This is a genomic window from uncultured Alistipes sp., from assembly GCF_902388705.1.
Taxonomy (GTDB): domain Bacteria; phylum Bacteroidota; class Bacteroidia; order Bacteroidales; family Rikenellaceae; genus Alistipes.
Window position 1 is genome coordinate 169,197 of record NZ_CABMQJ010000001.1, and the last position, 13,991, is coordinate 183,187.

A 13,991-nucleotide genomic window follows, 5' to 3' on the forward strand; every position below is an offset into this window, starting at 1 on the left:
AATGTTTTGTATGCAGCGTGTTCGGAGTGAATTATTCCGGGGACGCTGCTTCTTATTTGTCGGTTTCATGATAAGATTTGTTGCATTCGTTTAGAATTTTCGGGATTTTTTCATATATTTGTAAGGAACTTAACAATACTACGGCTTATGGCTAAAATAAAAGGAACAATCGTTGTCGATAAGGAGCGTTGCAAAGGATGCGGGGTCTGCGTGGCTTCCTGTCCGTGCGACGTGCTGGAGTTATCGGCAGAGGTGAACAGCAAGGGCTACCCCATTGCCCGGATGGCGAATCCCGATGCCTGCACGGGCTGTGCTTCGTGTGCGGTGATTTGCCCCGACAGCGTCATCACGGTTTATCGTCAAAAATTCGAGTAGCTATGGCAGAGAAAGAGGTAAAACTGATGAAAGGCAACGAGGTGATCGCCCATGCTGCGATACGCTACGGTTGCGACGGATATTTCGGATACCCGATCACTCCCCAGTCGGAAGTGATGGAAACACTGATGGAACTCAAACCGTGGGAAACCACGGGTATGGTCGTATTGCAGGCCGAGTCGGAGATTTCTTCGATTAATATGGTTTACGGCGGCGCTGCGACCGGCAAGCGGGTGATGACCTCGTCGTCGAGCCCCGGCATCAGCCTGATGTCGGAGGGCTTGAGCTACCTGGCGGGCGCCGAGCTCCCCTGTCTGGTCATTAACTGCCAGCGCGGCGGCCCGGGCCTCGGCACGATTCAACCTTCGCAGGGCGATTATTTCCAAGCCTGCAAGGGCGGCGGACATGGCGACTTCCACATGATTGTGCTGGCGCCCAACTCGGTGCAGGAGATGCACGACCACGTAGCCGAAGCGTTCGACCTCGCGTTCAAATACCGCAATCCGGCGATGATTCTCGCCGACGGCGCCATCGGGCAGATGATGGAGAAAGTGGTGCTCGCGCCGCAGCGTCCCCGCAAAACCGACGCGGAGATTGCAGCCGAATGCAAGACCTGGGCGACGTACGGCAAGCCTGCCGACCGCGAACGCAATATCGTGACGTCGCTCGAGCTGCAGTCGGAGAAGATGGAGATTATCAACAAGCGTTTGCAGGAGAAATACAGGGCGCTCGAGGAGAACGAGGTGCGTTACGAGGCGATCGGCTGCGACGACGCAGACTACGTCATCGTAGCGTTCGGGTCGTCGGCGCGCATCTGCTCGGCAACGGTCGAGATGGCGCGTGCCGAAGGACTAAAAGTCGGCCTGCTGCGCCCGATTACCCTCTATCCTTTCCCCAAGAAACCGATTGCCGAACTGGCCGGACGCGGTGTGAAAGGCTTCCTTTCCGCCGAGCTCAATGCCGGACAGATGGTCGAGGACGTGCGGCTGGCCGTGAACGGCGTAGCCCCCGTCGAGCATTTCGGCCGCCAGGGCGGTATGATGTTCGCGCCCGACGAGGTGCTTGCGGCGCTCAAGGAAAAACTGATTAAAAAGTAAAGATGATGGCAGAGGTTGAAATCAAAAACGAGAATCTGGTTTACACGAAACCGAAGCTCATTACCGACAACGTCATGCACTACTGCCCCGGCTGTAGTCACGGCACGGTACACAAACTGATAGCCGAGGTCATCGAGGAGATGGGCCTCGAAGAGAAAACCGTGGGCGTATCGCCCGTCGGCTGCTCCGTATTCGCATACAACTACATCGACATCGACTGGATTGAAGCGGCGCACGGGCGCGCACTGGCTGTGGCTACGGCCGTGAAACGCCTGCATCCCGGCAACCTGGTCTTCACGTACCAGGGCGACGGCGACCTGTCGGCCATCGGTACGGCGGAGTCGATTCATGCGGCCGCGCGCGGCGAGAATGTCGTGGCGGTATACATCAACAACGCCATATACGGCATGACGGGCGGCCAGATGGCCCCGACTACCCTGCTGGGTATGAAGACCGCGACGACCCCTTACGGCCGCGATCCGCGCCTGAACGGCTATCCCTATAAGATTGCCGAGATGATGGCCCACCTGGACGGCGCCACTTTCATCACGCGCCAGAGCGTGCATACGCCCGCCAACGTGCGCAAGTGCAAGCGGGCAATCCGCAAGGCGTTCGAAAATTCGATGGCCGGCAAGGGCTTCTCGCTCGTAGAGGTCGTTTCGACCTGCAACAGCGGCTGGAAACTCTCGCCCGTGGCATCGAACGAATGGCTCGAGCAGAACATGCTGCCCTACTATCCGCTGGGCGATATCAAGGACGTAAAATAAGAGGACACGCTATGAAAGAGACGTTAATTATCGCAGGATTCGGAGGACAGGGTGTCCTCTCGATGGGTAAGATACTGGCTTACTCGGGAGTAATGCAGGATTTCGAGGTGACGTGGATGCCCTCTTACGGCCCCGAAATGCGCGGCGGTACGGCCAATGTGACGGTGATCCTTTCGGATCGGAAAATATCTTCGCCGATTGCGCACGAGTTCGATACGGCGATTATCCTGAACCAGCAGTCGATGGAGAAGTTCGAGCCGATGGTCAAACCCGGCGGCGTGCTGATTTACGATACGAACGGCATCACGCGCCATCCGGTGCGCGAGGACATCGAGGTTTATGCGATCGACGCCACGGCCGAGTGTGCGAAGATGGGACAGGCCAAGCTGTTCAATACGATGATTCTGGGCGGTTACCTCAAGGTGCGTCCCGTCGTCGAAATGGAGAACGTGATGGTCGGCCTCAAAAAGTCGCTCCCCGAGCGTGCCTGGAAAATGCTTCCCGCCAACGAGGAGGCGATTCGCCACGGCGGGGAGATTATCCGGAAGATCCGCTGATTGCACCGGCAGAAATGATATAATGATATATGGAAAAGCCATCCTTGCGGGATGGCTTTTTTGTGTGTGCGGTGATGCGCTGTCATGTGCCTGCTTTGCTCCGTCCGGCCTGGGGCTGCCCTGTTCCGCCTTGCTTTGTCGGTTTCCATGAACAGGACATTGCCCGGTGCCGGGCATCCGAAAATGGGCATTGCCCGGTGCATGCACGGCGCCGACCTGCGTTATTTGCTGCGGGTGCGGATGACGATGACGCCGTTTCCGCCGCGAAGTCCGTACATGTTGCTGCCTTTCAGGACTTCGACCGATTTCACGTCGTAGATGTTGATGGTGTTGAGGTCGCGGAGTTCCGAGCCGTCGCAGACAATCAGTGCGGCGCTGCTCGAATTGATGGAGCTGATTCCGCGTATGACAATCTCTCCGTTTATCAACTGTACGCCGGGGACTAACGCCAGTATGGCCGACTGCAGGTCGGTGAATCCCTTGCGGATCATTTCGCTGCCCGTCAGGCCCGTCGAGCTCGACGTGTATTCGCGCCGTTTGACGTATCCGAATCCGAAATCGACGAGTTGTTCGTCTTCATCGCAGGAAGGGTTGTCGTCGAACCACAGGATTTTCAGGCTGCTGCGACCTGCGACCGGAATTTCATGCGTCGTTCGCCGGTATCTGACCGTAAGCGTATCCGTGGGGGCGATGTCCGTCAGCCCGAACTGCCCTTTCCGGTCGGAAACCGTATATTTTTCGCTGTTCTTGACGTCGATACGGGCTTTAATGCCTTTCCCGGAAGCATCGGTGATAAGACCGTTGAACGGGACTTCTGCGGGCTGTGCCGTGAGGCTGCCCATACCGCAGGCAAGACAGAGAACTGTGAGCAGGAGCTTTTTCATGCGGATGAATTTTTCCTAAATATAACTAAAAAACGGAAATACGAACACATATTCCCGTTTTATTTCTCGCCTGTGCATGGCTTGTGAGCCGGCGCTGTCCCGCGGCCGGTGTTCGTTTCGGGTTGCGCGATAACATCTCCGGTCAAGGGCCGTGACAGGCAAAGCAAGCATTCCGATAGGTGCGGTGACCGAAAACGCCGTTTGTGTATACGGTTCCGTATTTCGCCCGAAAACAGCGGTTTAGGATTAGGATTATCGGTGTGAAAAACGTAATTTGGTAACAGGAACCGAAAGTTTCCATATCGCAGGGCACTGACTTTGCGTGTCCGGATATAAACATTTAAAACCGTATGATTATGGAGAAGAACGAACAGCAACTGCCGCGTCTCGGCGAACCGGTTCCGGCATTCGAAGCGATGACGACGCAGGGGAAAGTCAGCTTTCCGTCCGATTACAAGGGCAAGTGGGTGATACTTTTCAGCCATCCGGCCGATTTTACGCCGATTTGCACCTCCGAGGTACTTACTTTCGGCGCCCGGGCCGCTGAATTCAGGGCGCTCAACTGCGAACTTATCGGCCTCTCGGTCGACAGCCGCAACAGCCATATCGCGTGGCTGCGCACAATCCGCGAGAAAATCGAATACAAGGGCATGAAGGATATAAAGGTCGAATTTCCGATTATCGACGACGTGTCGATGAAGGTGGCGAACCTTTACGGCATGATTCAGCCCGGCGAGAGCCAGACTGCCGCCGTGCGTGCCGTGTTCTTCGTCGATCCCGAAGGGGTGCTGCGGGCGATGATTTACTATCCGCTGGCGCTGGGACGCAATTTCGAAGAGATAAAACGCGTGCTGGTGGGCTTGCAGTCCATCGATGCTTTCGGGGTTGCCATGCCGGCCGACTGGCGTCCGGGCGACGAGGTGATTGTCCCGATGAAAGGCGAGGATATGAACGACCAGCCCGAGGGCGTGAAGTGCTACGACTGGTTTTTCTGCACACGCCCGCTGCCGAAAGCGGAAATCGAGAAGAAGCTCGGCAAGGGCTATGAAATCAAGGGCTGACGTCCGGAGGGAAGAATGCAAAAGGGGCTTTACGAAGCCCCTTTTGCATTAACCTGCCTTTCGTTTTATTGCCGTGCCGGAACTTTTGCGCGGGCGATTTGTTCGAGGTAATACGCTTTCAGGTCGCTCCACCGGTAATACGGCGCCGTGTCCGACGCGAGCGGTATGCGCACCTCCTGTTCGTTGTGGAGCATTCGGACCAGTATGTCGTCCGCGCCCTTTTTGCGGTAGAAAATCAACTGTATGTTGGCCGCCATCGGCGAGATGCGGTAATCCTGCCATGCGTCTGCAATCCTGTCCGAATCGGTTACCTGTGCCGTGCATCCCCCGAAGCGCATCAGGCTGACCAGCGGCATGAGGTTGCCGTCGTGCCCGAACCGAAGGTCGGCCGCAGGCGTGCCCGCTGCGAGTGCGCTGTCGGCGCGGGCGATGATGTCTTCGAGCAGCGCCGTCGCATAATGCTCCGCATATCCCCGGTTGAGCGGTCCGGGGCCCCGGTAGTTGTAGAAACGGTAATTGACGCATTCCCATACCGCAAACAGCTCCTCGGGCGTGAACAGGTCGTAGAACGTGATTCCCGTGCGGGTGTCCTGTTCGTTTACGGCCAGTGCCCAGAGCTGCTCCATCACTTCCCGTTGGTCGATGCCGGCGGCAAATCCTGCATCGGCGAACAGCAGACCCATCAGGCGTCCGGGATGCATCCGGCTCTTTCGGAAATTCTCCTCGGCGTCTTTCCACGCCTTGCTTTTCAACAGGTCGAGGTATTCCGCATCGAGTTCCGGATTGGCCGAGACGCTGAAAAAATTGAGGTAACGGGTCGTCCGGTTGTTGGCCGTGCGGGTTATTACGAGCGACGGGTTCATCTTCCGGAGCTGGTCGCAGAATGCCGCCATGCTCAATACGCAGCGCACGACGACGGTCGACTGTGCGTCGATTCGGGCCCCGCTGCGGAATACCTGCGGACAGGAGGCGAACATCCGCTCCGCGATTTCGCGGTGCTGCTCGGCACCCAGCGGCGTGAGGTCGCCGGCCCTGCCCTGTCCGTCGGCGCAGGCAAGTTGCAGGCGGCGGTACACCTCCTGCCCGAATTCCGACAGGGCTCCCGCCCGGGCGGCGGCGTCGAACGTTTTCAGCGTCTGCGTGTATTCCGACTCCCGCAGCAGCCAGCGCGAACCGTGGCGTCCGTAATGGCTGATGTAGAAAGGCTCGTAACCCGCGGGCGCCGGAGTGCTTGCGGGGCTGTCGTAGGTGTAGACGTAGTAGACCCCTCCGGCCTTGTCGGGCGTGGTGCGGATTTCCTCGCGGGCACTCTGTCCGTATACCGCCGCGGTGATTGTGCAGAGGACGAGTGCGAGGAGCAGTTTTGTGAATCTCATAACTCCGGTGCTTGGGTTTTAGCGCAGGTAGGCGCCGGTTTCTTTCAGTTCGCGGCGCAGTTTCTGCACATCGACCTGTGAGGGACGCACCCCCTCTTCGAGGGCGATGCGTGCGGCGCGTCCGGCGGCTTCGCCGAGGGCCATGCAGGTCGACATGACACGCGTCGAAGCCATGGCTTCGTGCGTGAACGACGAGCAGCGTCCTGCCACGAGCAGGTTTTCGACATGCGCCGGCACGAGCGTACGGTACGGGATGTCGTAGCAGTCGCCGCAGTATTCCAGCGTGCAGTCCCCGCCTTTGGGGTGATGCAGGTCGACGGGATAGCTGGCCACGGCCACGGCGTCGTCGAAACGGCGGCAGGCCAGTATGTCCCCGGCGGTGAGGACGTATTTGCCGACAATGACGCGGCTTTCGCGGATGCCCATGAACGGCGCTACCCGATCCAGCCACGCCTTATCGAAGCCCGGAACGTACTGCTTGAGGTATTTCATGATTTCGTATATCTGCTTGCGGGCCTCGGTTTCCCCGTGCGTGTAGCTTTCGGGCCTGGTCGGGTCGACGCCGTTTACGCGCGACATGTTGACCCAGATCTCGTCCTCCGCCATGCCTGTAATGAGGATGGTACGGGCTACGGGGATGTCGATTCCGGCTTCCCGGGCCTTGCCGATTTGGTTGCGCAGGCCGACGGTGATGAATTTCTCGTTGCGGAACGACTCTGCGGGCATGATGTCCATGTCGTAAATTTCGGGCTGGTTGACGATGGCGTCGCGCAGTCGCTGCGTTTCGACGCCGCGCATCGAAAACATCAGCGTCGGGGGCTGCATGCCGCCCTCCGCGTCGCCCTTGTGGCATTCCACGCCGGCGCGGTACGCCACGTCGGCGTCGCCCGTGCAGTCGATTACGGTTTTGGCGAGGATTGCCTCGCGTCCGGCCTTGCTCTCGATTATGACGCCTTTTACCTCGTCGCCCTCTTTGATGACGTCGGTGCAGAACACGTACATCAGCACCTCGACGCCCGCCTCCTCCATCAGTTGCAGGGCCAGGGTTTTGCTCGCTTCGGGGTCGATGATTGTCAGGCTTACGTGGAGCTTGCAGGGGCGGTGGTCGCTCGCCGCGTTCTTCTCTTTCAGGCGGTCGATGAAACGCTGGGGAAGCCCTTTGATAATCTGGTTGCCCTTCTCCCCGAGGAAGCCCAGAATCGGGAGGCCGATCGTGAGGTTTCCGCCCAGGTATCCGCGGCTTTCGAGCAGCATGACTTTCAGTCCTTTGCCGGCTGCGGCCTGTGCGGCCATAAGTCCCGACGGGCCTGCGCCGACGATAAGTATGTCTGCTGCCGCGCGTACGGGGATGTCGCGGGCCGGTTCGTGGATGGTTTGGATTTTCTGTTCCATGGTTTGTGGTTTTTATTTTGTCGTACCGTTATTTTTCCTGCGGGATTTCGGGCCGCGTCATTTTCCAGAGTATCAGCACGGCAATCCAGTGCAGGACGCCCATGACCAGGAAGAGCGCCGACCCCATCGTGCTCAACAGTTGTCCTACATAATAATTGAAGATGGCTCCGCCCACGGCGCCGAAACCGGCCGTGATGCCCACCACGCTGGCGACGTTGCGCACGGGAAAGGCTTCGGCGATGACCACGCAGATCGTATAGAGCCAGCTCAGGCACATGATGGCAATCAGGCTGAACGAGGCGATGATGGTCGCGACGTTCCAGTACGGCGGCAGTTCGTTGAAGTAGGGCGTAAGAATACATAACGGGGCGGCGATGGCAACCAGCGTCATCATGCGTTTGCGGGCCCGGAGCGGATCCATGCCTTTGCGTACCATTTTGTCCGACCATGCCGAGGTCAATACGCCGCCCACGGCACCGAACAGGAAGGGAATCCATCCGACCCATCCGACCTGTATGAGCGTCAGCCCCGAGTCTTCCTGCAGGTATCCCGGCAGCCAGAACAGGCAGAAATACCATACCGGGTCGCTGACAAAACGGATGAGCAGCACGCCCCACAGCGTGCGGGTCTTCCAGAGTCCGCCCCACGAGAATGCTTTGCCGTGCTGTTGGTTGGCGGCGCTTTCGTTCAGCGTGACGTCGAGTATCTCTTTGGGCGGGTTGGTGTAGACGAAAATCCAGACGACGGCAATCAGGATGCCGATTCCGCCCGCCAGCACGAATACGTCGTTCCACGGAAACAGGGTCGAGAGCCATGCGATGACAATCGGGGCGACGACCGTGCCGATCGAGCCCCCGGCGGTGCAGAGGCTGTTGGCCGTGGCCCGCTGGCGTTTCTCGAACCAGACCGTCACGGCGACGATCTGTCCTGCGAAAATCGTGGGCTCGGCCAGCCCGAGCAGGCCGCGGAAAAAGGCGAATTGTTCCATGTTCGACGAGAGGCCGCCGCCGATGCAGGCCGCCGACCAGGCCAGTATGCCGAAGAACATGACCTTTTTGGGCCCGAACTTGTCGACGAGAATGCCCGATATGGGGTACATGACGGCGTAGCATATCAGGAAAATGTTGACGATGAACGCGTAGCCGTCGTCGTTCATGTCGAATGCGGCCTTGATGGTCGGTTTGAGAATCGACAGCAGTTGCCGGTCGAGGTAGTTGCAGATGATGGCGATGAAAATCGTCACCACAATCACCCATTTCCGTTTCTCCGGATTGGTCAGGAAATTCATTTGTGGTTTCAGGTTCGGTTGGTTGTGTGTTCGGGTTATCGTTGCCGGGTTTGTCCCAGGGCTTTGTAGCGTTCGTAGCGCTGCATAAGCAGCGGATACCGTTCGGCGGCGGGTGCGTAGACCCTCGACGGGAAGTTGCAGAGCGCCCGCTGTGCCTCCTCCACCGAGCCGTAACGCCCCGCGATTATGGAGGCGTAGACGACGGAGCCCATGGCGCATGCCTGCTTGCAGTCGATGACCGAGATTTTACGGCCGGTTACGTCGGCGAGCAACTGCATGACGAAGGGCGATTTCTGCGATATGCCGCCGATGCCCGTGAGTTTTTCGATTACCACGCCGTTTGCGGCGAGGTGGTCGAGGATTGCCTTGGTGGCGAACGCCGTGGCTTCGGCAAAGGCGTAGTAGATTTCCGGTGCCGAGGTCGAAAGCCGCAGCCCGGTGACGGTTCCGGCCAGCTTGGGCGCCGGATAGGGATTGCGGCGGCCGTTGAGCCAGTCGGTCGCCAGCGGCGAGTCCTCACGGAGCACCAGCCGTTCGGCTTCTTGCGTCAGCCTGCCCAAGATGCGCTCGCTGCACTCTGCGACGAGCCGCTGCCGGGTCTGTGCGTCGAGCAGTTCCGAACGGGCAAGCACCTCTTTCAGCGGCCAGCACAGCAGCTCCTTGAACCACGCGTATACATCCCCGAATGCGGAAAGGCCGGCTTCGAAGCCGACCATGCCCGGGACAATCGAGTCGTCGACCTGTCCGAAGATGCCTTCGACGAGGCGGCCGTTCATCTCTTCGGAGGGCATGAGCGCCATGTAGCAGGCCGAGGTGCCGAGGTTGAGCACGACCGTGCCGCAACCGATTCCCGCGCCCACGGCACCCGCATGCGCGTCGATATTGCCTACCCCGACCACCACGTCTGCCGGGAGCCCGAACCGGGTGGCCCATTCCGGGGCAATCCGTCCGGCTGCCCGGTCGCAGGTGTGGTTCGTTTTGCTGATGTTGCGCACGATGGGAAGCAGTATCGGGTCGATCTCTTCGAAGAACTCCTCCGGGGGAAATCCGCCCCACTCTTCGGCCCACATCTGTTTCGAGCCTGCGGCGCAGTGGCTGACGTGCATCGCCGAAGGATCATCCGCGCCGGTGAGTACGGCCGGAATCCAGTCGCACAACTCGACGAGGGCGTATGCGTCGCGCCGGAGTTGTTCGCTGCCGCGCAGCAGGTGCAGTCCTTTGGCCCAGAAACATTCCGACGAATAGTGGTTGCCCGAGTGCCGGGCGTAGTTTATGCCGCTGCGTGCGCACAGGGCCGTAATCTCTTCCGCTTCGCGGTGCGCCGTATGGTCTTTCCACAGGACGAACATCGCATCCGGATTTTCGGCATATTCGGGCCGGAGCGCCAGCGGTGTGCCTTTGCGGTCGACCAGGCACGGTGTGCTGGCCGTCGTGTCGACAGCGATTGCCTTTACCTGCGGGGCGAGTTCCGGACGTGCGGCGAGCACGTCGCCGATTACGCCGCACAGGCCGTCGAGGTAGTCCTGCGGATGCTGGCGAAAGCGCGATTCGGCAGGCGCACAGTACGCCTGTGTATTCCAGCGCGGATAGTTGAATACGGAGTCGGCTGCGATTTCTCCCGTGGAGGCATTCGCCAGCAGGGCGCGCACGGAGTCCGTCCCGTAATCGATTCCTATTACGTATGTTTCTTCCATGATCGGTTAGGTCTGGTTTTTCGGTCGGGTTCGTTCCGGGTTGAGCGGAGCGATAGTGCAAAGATATAAATATTTTATTTTTTTATCCCTATATTATGCTTTTGTCTTTCTTTTTTTTGTATTATTGTGTGTTTTATTGTATGCATTTGTTTTTAATGTGCTATTTTTGTTGCCGCCCGGTCGGTAGTAATCGTTACATATATTTATTTATGAAGAAAATCTTGTTATTGTGCGCCGCTCTCATACTGTGCGGCGCGGCTGCGGCCCGGGAACGCGGCGTGCACCGGGTGGTTTCATGCAATATCCGGGTGCCCCTGCCTCAGGACGAGGAGTCCGGCAACGGCTGGTCGGTGCGCAAAGAGCTGTGCCGCGAGGTGATGAAGCGCCGCAAGGCCGATATATATTGCCTGCAGGAGGTTACGGTGGGACAATACGAGGACATGTGCCGGATGTTTCCGTGCTATTTCGTTTTCGGTTATTCCGGGCCCGAGATGGACGCCATGCCCGACCGGGAGTACCACGGCATTGCCAAGAATCTGGTGATGTTCTCGAAGAAACGTTACGAGATGACTGGAGCGGGCGTTTACTGGCTTTCGGAAACACCGCTTATCGGCGGTTCCGAAGCGTGGGGAACGGCGCGTGCGCGCCATGTCAGCTGGGTGCGGCTCCGCGACCGCCGCACAGGGCGGGAGTTCCGGGTCTTATCGGTGCACCTCGACCATATTTCGCAGGAGGCCCGGATCGCGCAGGTGCGGGTCGTACTGGACGAAACGGGGCAGTATCCCGGGAATATTCCGCAGGTGCTCGTCGGAGACTTCAATTCGAAGCCCTCGAATCCCGTGGCGAAAGCCCTGACGGATGCAGGCTGGACAGATGCCTTTATTCAGGCCAACGGCGGGGATACGCACGAAAACTCATTCCACCAGTTCAAAGGCGAGGCCTATCGGCCGAAAAAGGGAAAGCCCGGACGGATTGACTTCATCTACCTGAAAGGCGACGGGCTCCGTGCCCGTGCCTCCGAACTGGTTAAAGACCGTATCGGCGGCAAATACCCGAGCGACCACTATTTCCTCGAGGCGGATGTGGTGATGAAATAGGTGCGAACGTCGGCGGGCCGGAGCGTTCCAGTCGGTGAATATGCCGGCCGGAAGCCGGTAAGGAACAGCGCTGTTGCGCGGGCTATCTTTCCGGATGCAGTCCCGACATGCGCCCGTAAATAATTAAGCCCCCGGAGCTTTTGCTCCGGGGGCTTAATTATCCGTCGGTTTTGACATTCCCGGTGTCAGTCGATACTGCCGTTATTTCCGGAACCGGTAACTGCCGATATCCCGCAGTCCGAGCAGCAGTTCCCGTACCGGGAGCCGTTTCTTGCCGGCGATTTGAATTTCGCCGAGGGCGATCCAGCCGTCCGCACAGGCGATGCGGAGCGAGGTGCGGCCGTCGCTTTCGATGCTGCCGGGCTCCTCGCCGTGGGCTGCGGGCTCGAATGCCGCGGTATATATCTTTGCCGGGAGCGGCGTTTCGATGCCTGTTTTGTACATCTCCGCCCAGGCTGCCGGATAGGGCGACAGACCGCGTACGAAGTTTACGATGCGCCGTCCGTCCCACGTCCAGTCGATAAGGCAGTCCTCCTTGAATATTTTGGGTGCCGGATGCAGGGCTGCTTGGTCAATGTGCATCTGTTCGACGGGGCGGATATCGCCCGCTGCGATGCTGTCGACGGTTTGGGTCACGAGCGAGGTGCCGGTGTGCATCAGCTTGTCGTACAGCGTACCCACACAGTCCTCCGGCAGTATCGGGACGCGGATTTGCCCGATGATGGCTCCTTTGTCGATTTCGTGGTTGAGCAGGAACGTCGTAACTCCGGTTTCGGTTTCGCCGTTGATGACCGCCCAGTTGATAGGCGCTGCGCCGCGGTACTGCGGCAGCAGCGAGGCGTGGAGGTTGAACGTTCCGAAACGCGGCATGGCCCAGATTACCTCGGGCAGCATCCGGAATGCGATGACGATACCCAGGTCGGGCTCGAGGGCGCGCATCGCCTCGACGAATTCGGGCGCCTTGAGTTTCTCGGGCTGCAGCACCGGAAGCCCCAGCTCGAGGGCGGCCAGCTTGACGTCGCTCTGGTGGAGTTTCTGTCCGCGGCCGGCGGGTTTGTCGGGCGTGGTGACCACGGCCACGACATTGTAGCCTCCGGCGACCAGCGCCCGGAGCGACGGCACGGCGAATTCGGGCGTGCCCATGAATACGATACGCAGTTCTTTCGGGTTCATCGTCATTTATATACCAGTTCTATCAAATTTCCGTCCGGGTCTGCCGCGACGCTCTCGAAATAGCCGTCCCCCGAGGTGCGGGGCTCCCCCGCTATCTGGTGGCCGTCGGCCCGGAGCCGCTCGGTCAGCGCGAGTACCTCTTCCCTGCTGCCGAGCCCGAACGCGAAATGGCACAGCCCCAGCCGGGGCCCGACGGCCTGTTCGCGGATGTCCGTGCGGCGCATCAGTTCCAACTGGCAGCCGTCGCCGAAACGGATGAAATAGGATTCGAATCCTTTGGCAGGATTGACATACCGCTCGTTGCTCACACCGCCGAAGTAGCGGACATAGAAATCCCGCAGTTCTTCGAGGCGTTGTGTCCAGAGTGCGATGTGGGCTAACTGCATGGTTGGCTGATTATTTTATTTGCTGTCGAGTCCCAGTGTGTGGTGCATGCGCTCTTCCTTGGTTTTCAGGTAGCGCAGGTTGTGCTCGTTGGGGGCGATGACCACCGGTACGATTTCGTCGATCCGGAGCCCGTAGCCCTCGAGTCCCGCACGCTTGAGCGGGTTGTTGGTCATCAGCCGCATGTGCTTGATACCCATTTCGCGGATGATGCTCGCACCGACGCCGTAATCGCGTTCGTCGACACCGAAGCCCAGCCGTACGTTGGCGTCGACCGTGTCGAGCCCCTCGTCCTGGAGTTTGTAAGCCTTGATTTTGTTGCAGAGGCCGATGCCGCGCCCCTCCTGCTGAAGGTAGATGATGGCACCCTTGCCCTCTTGCTCGATCATGCGCATCGCTTCGTGCAACTGGTCGCCGCAGTCGCAGCGGCACGAGCCGAAGATGTCGCCCGTGGCGCACGACGAGTGCACGCGTGTCAGAACCGGTTCGTCGTCCGTCCACTCGCCTTTGGTGAGGGCCACGTGCTCCAGCCCGTTGCTCTTCTGGCGGAACGGCGTGATGCGGAAATCGCCCCATGCGGTTGGCAGGTCGACGGTTTCGCCCTTCTCGACGATGGACTCCTCGCGCAACCGGTATTCGATGAGCGAGGCAATCGAAATGATTTTGAGGTCGAATTTCCGGGCGATTTCCACCAGCTGCGGCAGGCGGGCCATCGTGCCGTCGTCGTTCATGATCTCGATCAGTGCGCCTGCGGGCTGCAATCCGGCCAGCCGCGCGAGGTCGATGGCGGCCTCGGTGTGCCCCGGGCGGCGGAGTACGCCTTTCTGGCGGGCGCGCAGCGGGTTG

14 protein-coding genes are annotated in these 13,991 nt (G+C 59.3%); 6 read left to right on the plus strand and 8 right to left on the minus strand.

Annotated features, from left to right (window positions below):
- Nucleotides 1–147: 147 nt before the first annotated feature.
- The 4 genes from QZT71_RS00770 to QZT71_RS00785 are packed head-to-tail and all read left to right on the plus strand — an operon-like array spanning nucleotide 148 to nucleotide 2,796.
- Nucleotides 148–375: a 4Fe-4S binding protein gene (locus tag QZT71_RS00770; RefSeq protein WP_295911200.1), complete on the plus strand. Its 228-nt coding sequence runs from the start codon at nucleotides 148–150 to the stop codon at nucleotides 373–375.
- A gap of 2 nt (nucleotides 376–377) precedes the next feature.
- Nucleotides 378–1,472: a 3-methyl-2-oxobutanoate dehydrogenase subunit VorB gene (locus QZT71_RS00775; RefSeq protein WP_295911201.1), complete on the plus strand. Its 1,095-nt coding sequence runs from the start codon at nucleotides 378–380 to the stop codon at nucleotides 1,470–1,472.
- A gap of 5 nt (nucleotides 1,473–1,477) precedes the next feature.
- Complete coding sequence (locus QZT71_RS00780; protein ID WP_295911202.1) at nucleotides 1,478–2,239, plus strand: thiamine pyrophosphate-dependent enzyme; 762 nt, start codon at nucleotides 1,478–1,480, stop codon at nucleotides 2,237–2,239.
- 11 nt (nucleotides 2,240–2,250) lie between these two features.
- Nucleotides 2,251–2,796 (plus strand): 2-oxoacid:acceptor oxidoreductase family protein, encoded by a 546-nt coding sequence (locus QZT71_RS00785; RefSeq protein ID WP_295911203.1) that lies wholly within the window; start codon nucleotides 2,251–2,253, stop codon nucleotides 2,794–2,796.
- Nucleotides 2,797–3,017: 221 nt separating this feature from the next.
- On the opposite strand, the gene QZT71_RS00790 is transcribed toward QZT71_RS00785, so the two are convergent.
- On the minus strand, nucleotides 3,018–3,680 hold the full coding sequence (locus QZT71_RS00790; protein WP_295911204.1) for a TonB-dependent receptor plug domain-containing protein: 663 nt from the start codon (nucleotides 3,678–3,680) through the stop codon (nucleotides 3,018–3,020).
- A gap of 356 nt (nucleotides 3,681–4,036) precedes the next feature.
- Here QZT71_RS00790 and QZT71_RS00795 point away from each other — a divergent pair, with 356 nt between their 5' ends.
- Nucleotides 4,037–4,741 carry a peroxiredoxin gene (locus QZT71_RS00795; protein WP_295911205.1) on the plus strand — a complete coding sequence of 235 codons (705 nt, stop codon included), beginning with the start codon at nucleotides 4,037–4,039 and terminating at the stop codon, nucleotides 4,739–4,741.
- 65 nt (nucleotides 4,742–4,806) lie between these two features.
- On the opposite strand, the gene QZT71_RS00800 is transcribed toward QZT71_RS00795, so the two are convergent.
- The 4 genes from QZT71_RS00800 to QZT71_RS00815 are packed head-to-tail and all read right to left on the minus strand — an operon-like array spanning nucleotide 4,807 to nucleotide 10,491.
- Complete coding sequence (locus QZT71_RS00800) at nucleotides 4,807–6,117, minus strand: histidine-type phosphatase (protein WP_295911206.1); 1,311 nt, start codon at nucleotides 6,115–6,117, stop codon at nucleotides 4,807–4,809.
- Between the two features lie 18 nt (nucleotides 6,118–6,135).
- Nucleotides 6,136–7,509 (minus strand): FAD-dependent oxidoreductase, encoded by a 1,374-nt coding sequence (locus QZT71_RS00805; RefSeq protein ID WP_295911207.1) that lies wholly within the window; start codon nucleotides 7,507–7,509, stop codon nucleotides 6,136–6,138.
- A 28-nt stretch (nucleotides 7,510–7,537) separates the two neighbouring features.
- The gene (locus tag QZT71_RS00810) at nucleotides 7,538–8,797 is read right to left on the minus strand and encodes an MFS transporter (protein WP_295911208.1); all 1,260 of its coding nucleotides are present in this window, start codon (nucleotides 8,795–8,797) and stop codon (nucleotides 7,538–7,540) included.
- Between the two features lie 35 nt (nucleotides 8,798–8,832).
- Nucleotides 8,833–10,491, minus strand: coding sequence for a ribulokinase (locus QZT71_RS00815; protein WP_295911209.1), 1,659 nt, complete (start codon nucleotides 10,489–10,491; stop codon nucleotides 8,833–8,835).
- A gap of 209 nt (nucleotides 10,492–10,700) precedes the next feature.
- Between QZT71_RS00815 and QZT71_RS00820 the strand changes: the two genes are divergently transcribed.
- Nucleotides 10,701–11,588: an endonuclease/exonuclease/phosphatase family protein gene (locus tag QZT71_RS00820; protein ID WP_295911211.1), complete on the plus strand. Its 888-nt coding sequence runs from the start codon at nucleotides 10,701–10,703 to the stop codon at nucleotides 11,586–11,588.
- A 201-nt stretch (nucleotides 11,589–11,789) separates the two neighbouring features.
- Here QZT71_RS00820 and fmt read toward each other — a convergent pair whose 3' ends face one another.
- The 3 genes from fmt to ribA all read right to left on the minus strand — a co-directional run.
- Nucleotides 11,790–12,761 carry a methionyl-tRNA formyltransferase gene (fmt, locus tag QZT71_RS00825; RefSeq protein ID WP_295911212.1) on the minus strand — a complete coding sequence of 324 codons (972 nt, stop codon included), beginning with the start codon at nucleotides 12,759–12,761 and terminating at the stop codon, nucleotides 11,790–11,792.
- A gap of 2 nt (nucleotides 12,762–12,763) precedes the next feature.
- Complete coding sequence (locus tag QZT71_RS00830; RefSeq protein WP_295911213.1) at nucleotides 12,764–13,147, minus strand: VOC family protein; 384 nt, start codon at nucleotides 13,145–13,147, stop codon at nucleotides 12,764–12,766.
- A gap of 15 nt (nucleotides 13,148–13,162) precedes the next feature.
- Nucleotides 13,163–13,991 (minus strand): GTP cyclohydrolase II (gene ribA, locus QZT71_RS00835; RefSeq protein WP_295911214.1); only part of this gene is annotated, 829 nt, incomplete at its 5' end.

Bases quoted from the DNA above. Each gene is read 5' to 3' on its own strand.
- QZT71_RS00800 (WP_295911206.1), bottom strand. From the start codon at position 6,117: ATGAGATTCACAAAACTGCTCCTCGCACTCGTCCTCTGCACAATCACC.
- QZT71_RS00790 (WP_295911204.1), bottom strand. From the start codon at position 3,680: ATGAAAAAGCTCCTGCTCACAGTTCTCTGTCTTGCCTGCGGTATGGGC.
- QZT71_RS00815 (WP_295911209.1), bottom strand. From the start codon at position 10,491: ATGGAAGAAACATACGTAATAGGAATCGATTACGGGACGGACTCCGTG.
- QZT71_RS00785 (WP_295911203.1), top strand. From the start codon at position 2,251: ATGAAAGAGACGTTAATTATCGCAGGATTCGGAGGACAGGGTGTCCTC.
- QZT71_RS00805 (WP_295911207.1), bottom strand. From the start codon at position 7,509: ATGGAACAGAAAATCCAAACCATCCACGAACCGGCCCGCGACATCCCC.
- QZT71_RS00770 (WP_295911200.1), top strand. From the start codon at position 148: ATGGCTAAAATAAAAGGAACAATCGTTGTCGATAAGGAGCGTTGCAAA.
- QZT71_RS00820 (WP_295911211.1), top strand. From the start codon at position 10,701: ATGAAGAAAATCTTGTTATTGTGCGCCGCTCTCATACTGTGCGGCGCG.
- QZT71_RS00780 (WP_295911202.1), top strand. From the start codon at position 1,478: ATGGCAGAGGTTGAAATCAAAAACGAGAATCTGGTTTACACGAAACCG.
- fmt (WP_295911212.1), bottom strand. From the start codon at position 12,761: ATGAACCCGAAAGAACTGCGTATCGTATTCATGGGCACGCCCGAATTC.
- QZT71_RS00795 (WP_295911205.1), top strand. From the start codon at position 4,037: ATGGAGAAGAACGAACAGCAACTGCCGCGTCTCGGCGAACCGGTTCCG.
- QZT71_RS00810 (WP_295911208.1), bottom strand. From the start codon at position 8,797: ATGAATTTCCTGACCAATCCGGAGAAACGGAAATGGGTGATTGTGGTG.
- QZT71_RS00830 (WP_295911213.1), bottom strand. From the start codon at position 13,147: ATGCAGTTAGCCCACATCGCACTCTGGACACAACGCCTCGAAGAACTG.
- QZT71_RS00775 (WP_295911201.1), top strand. From the start codon at position 378: ATGGCAGAGAAAGAGGTAAAACTGATGAAAGGCAACGAGGTGATCGCC.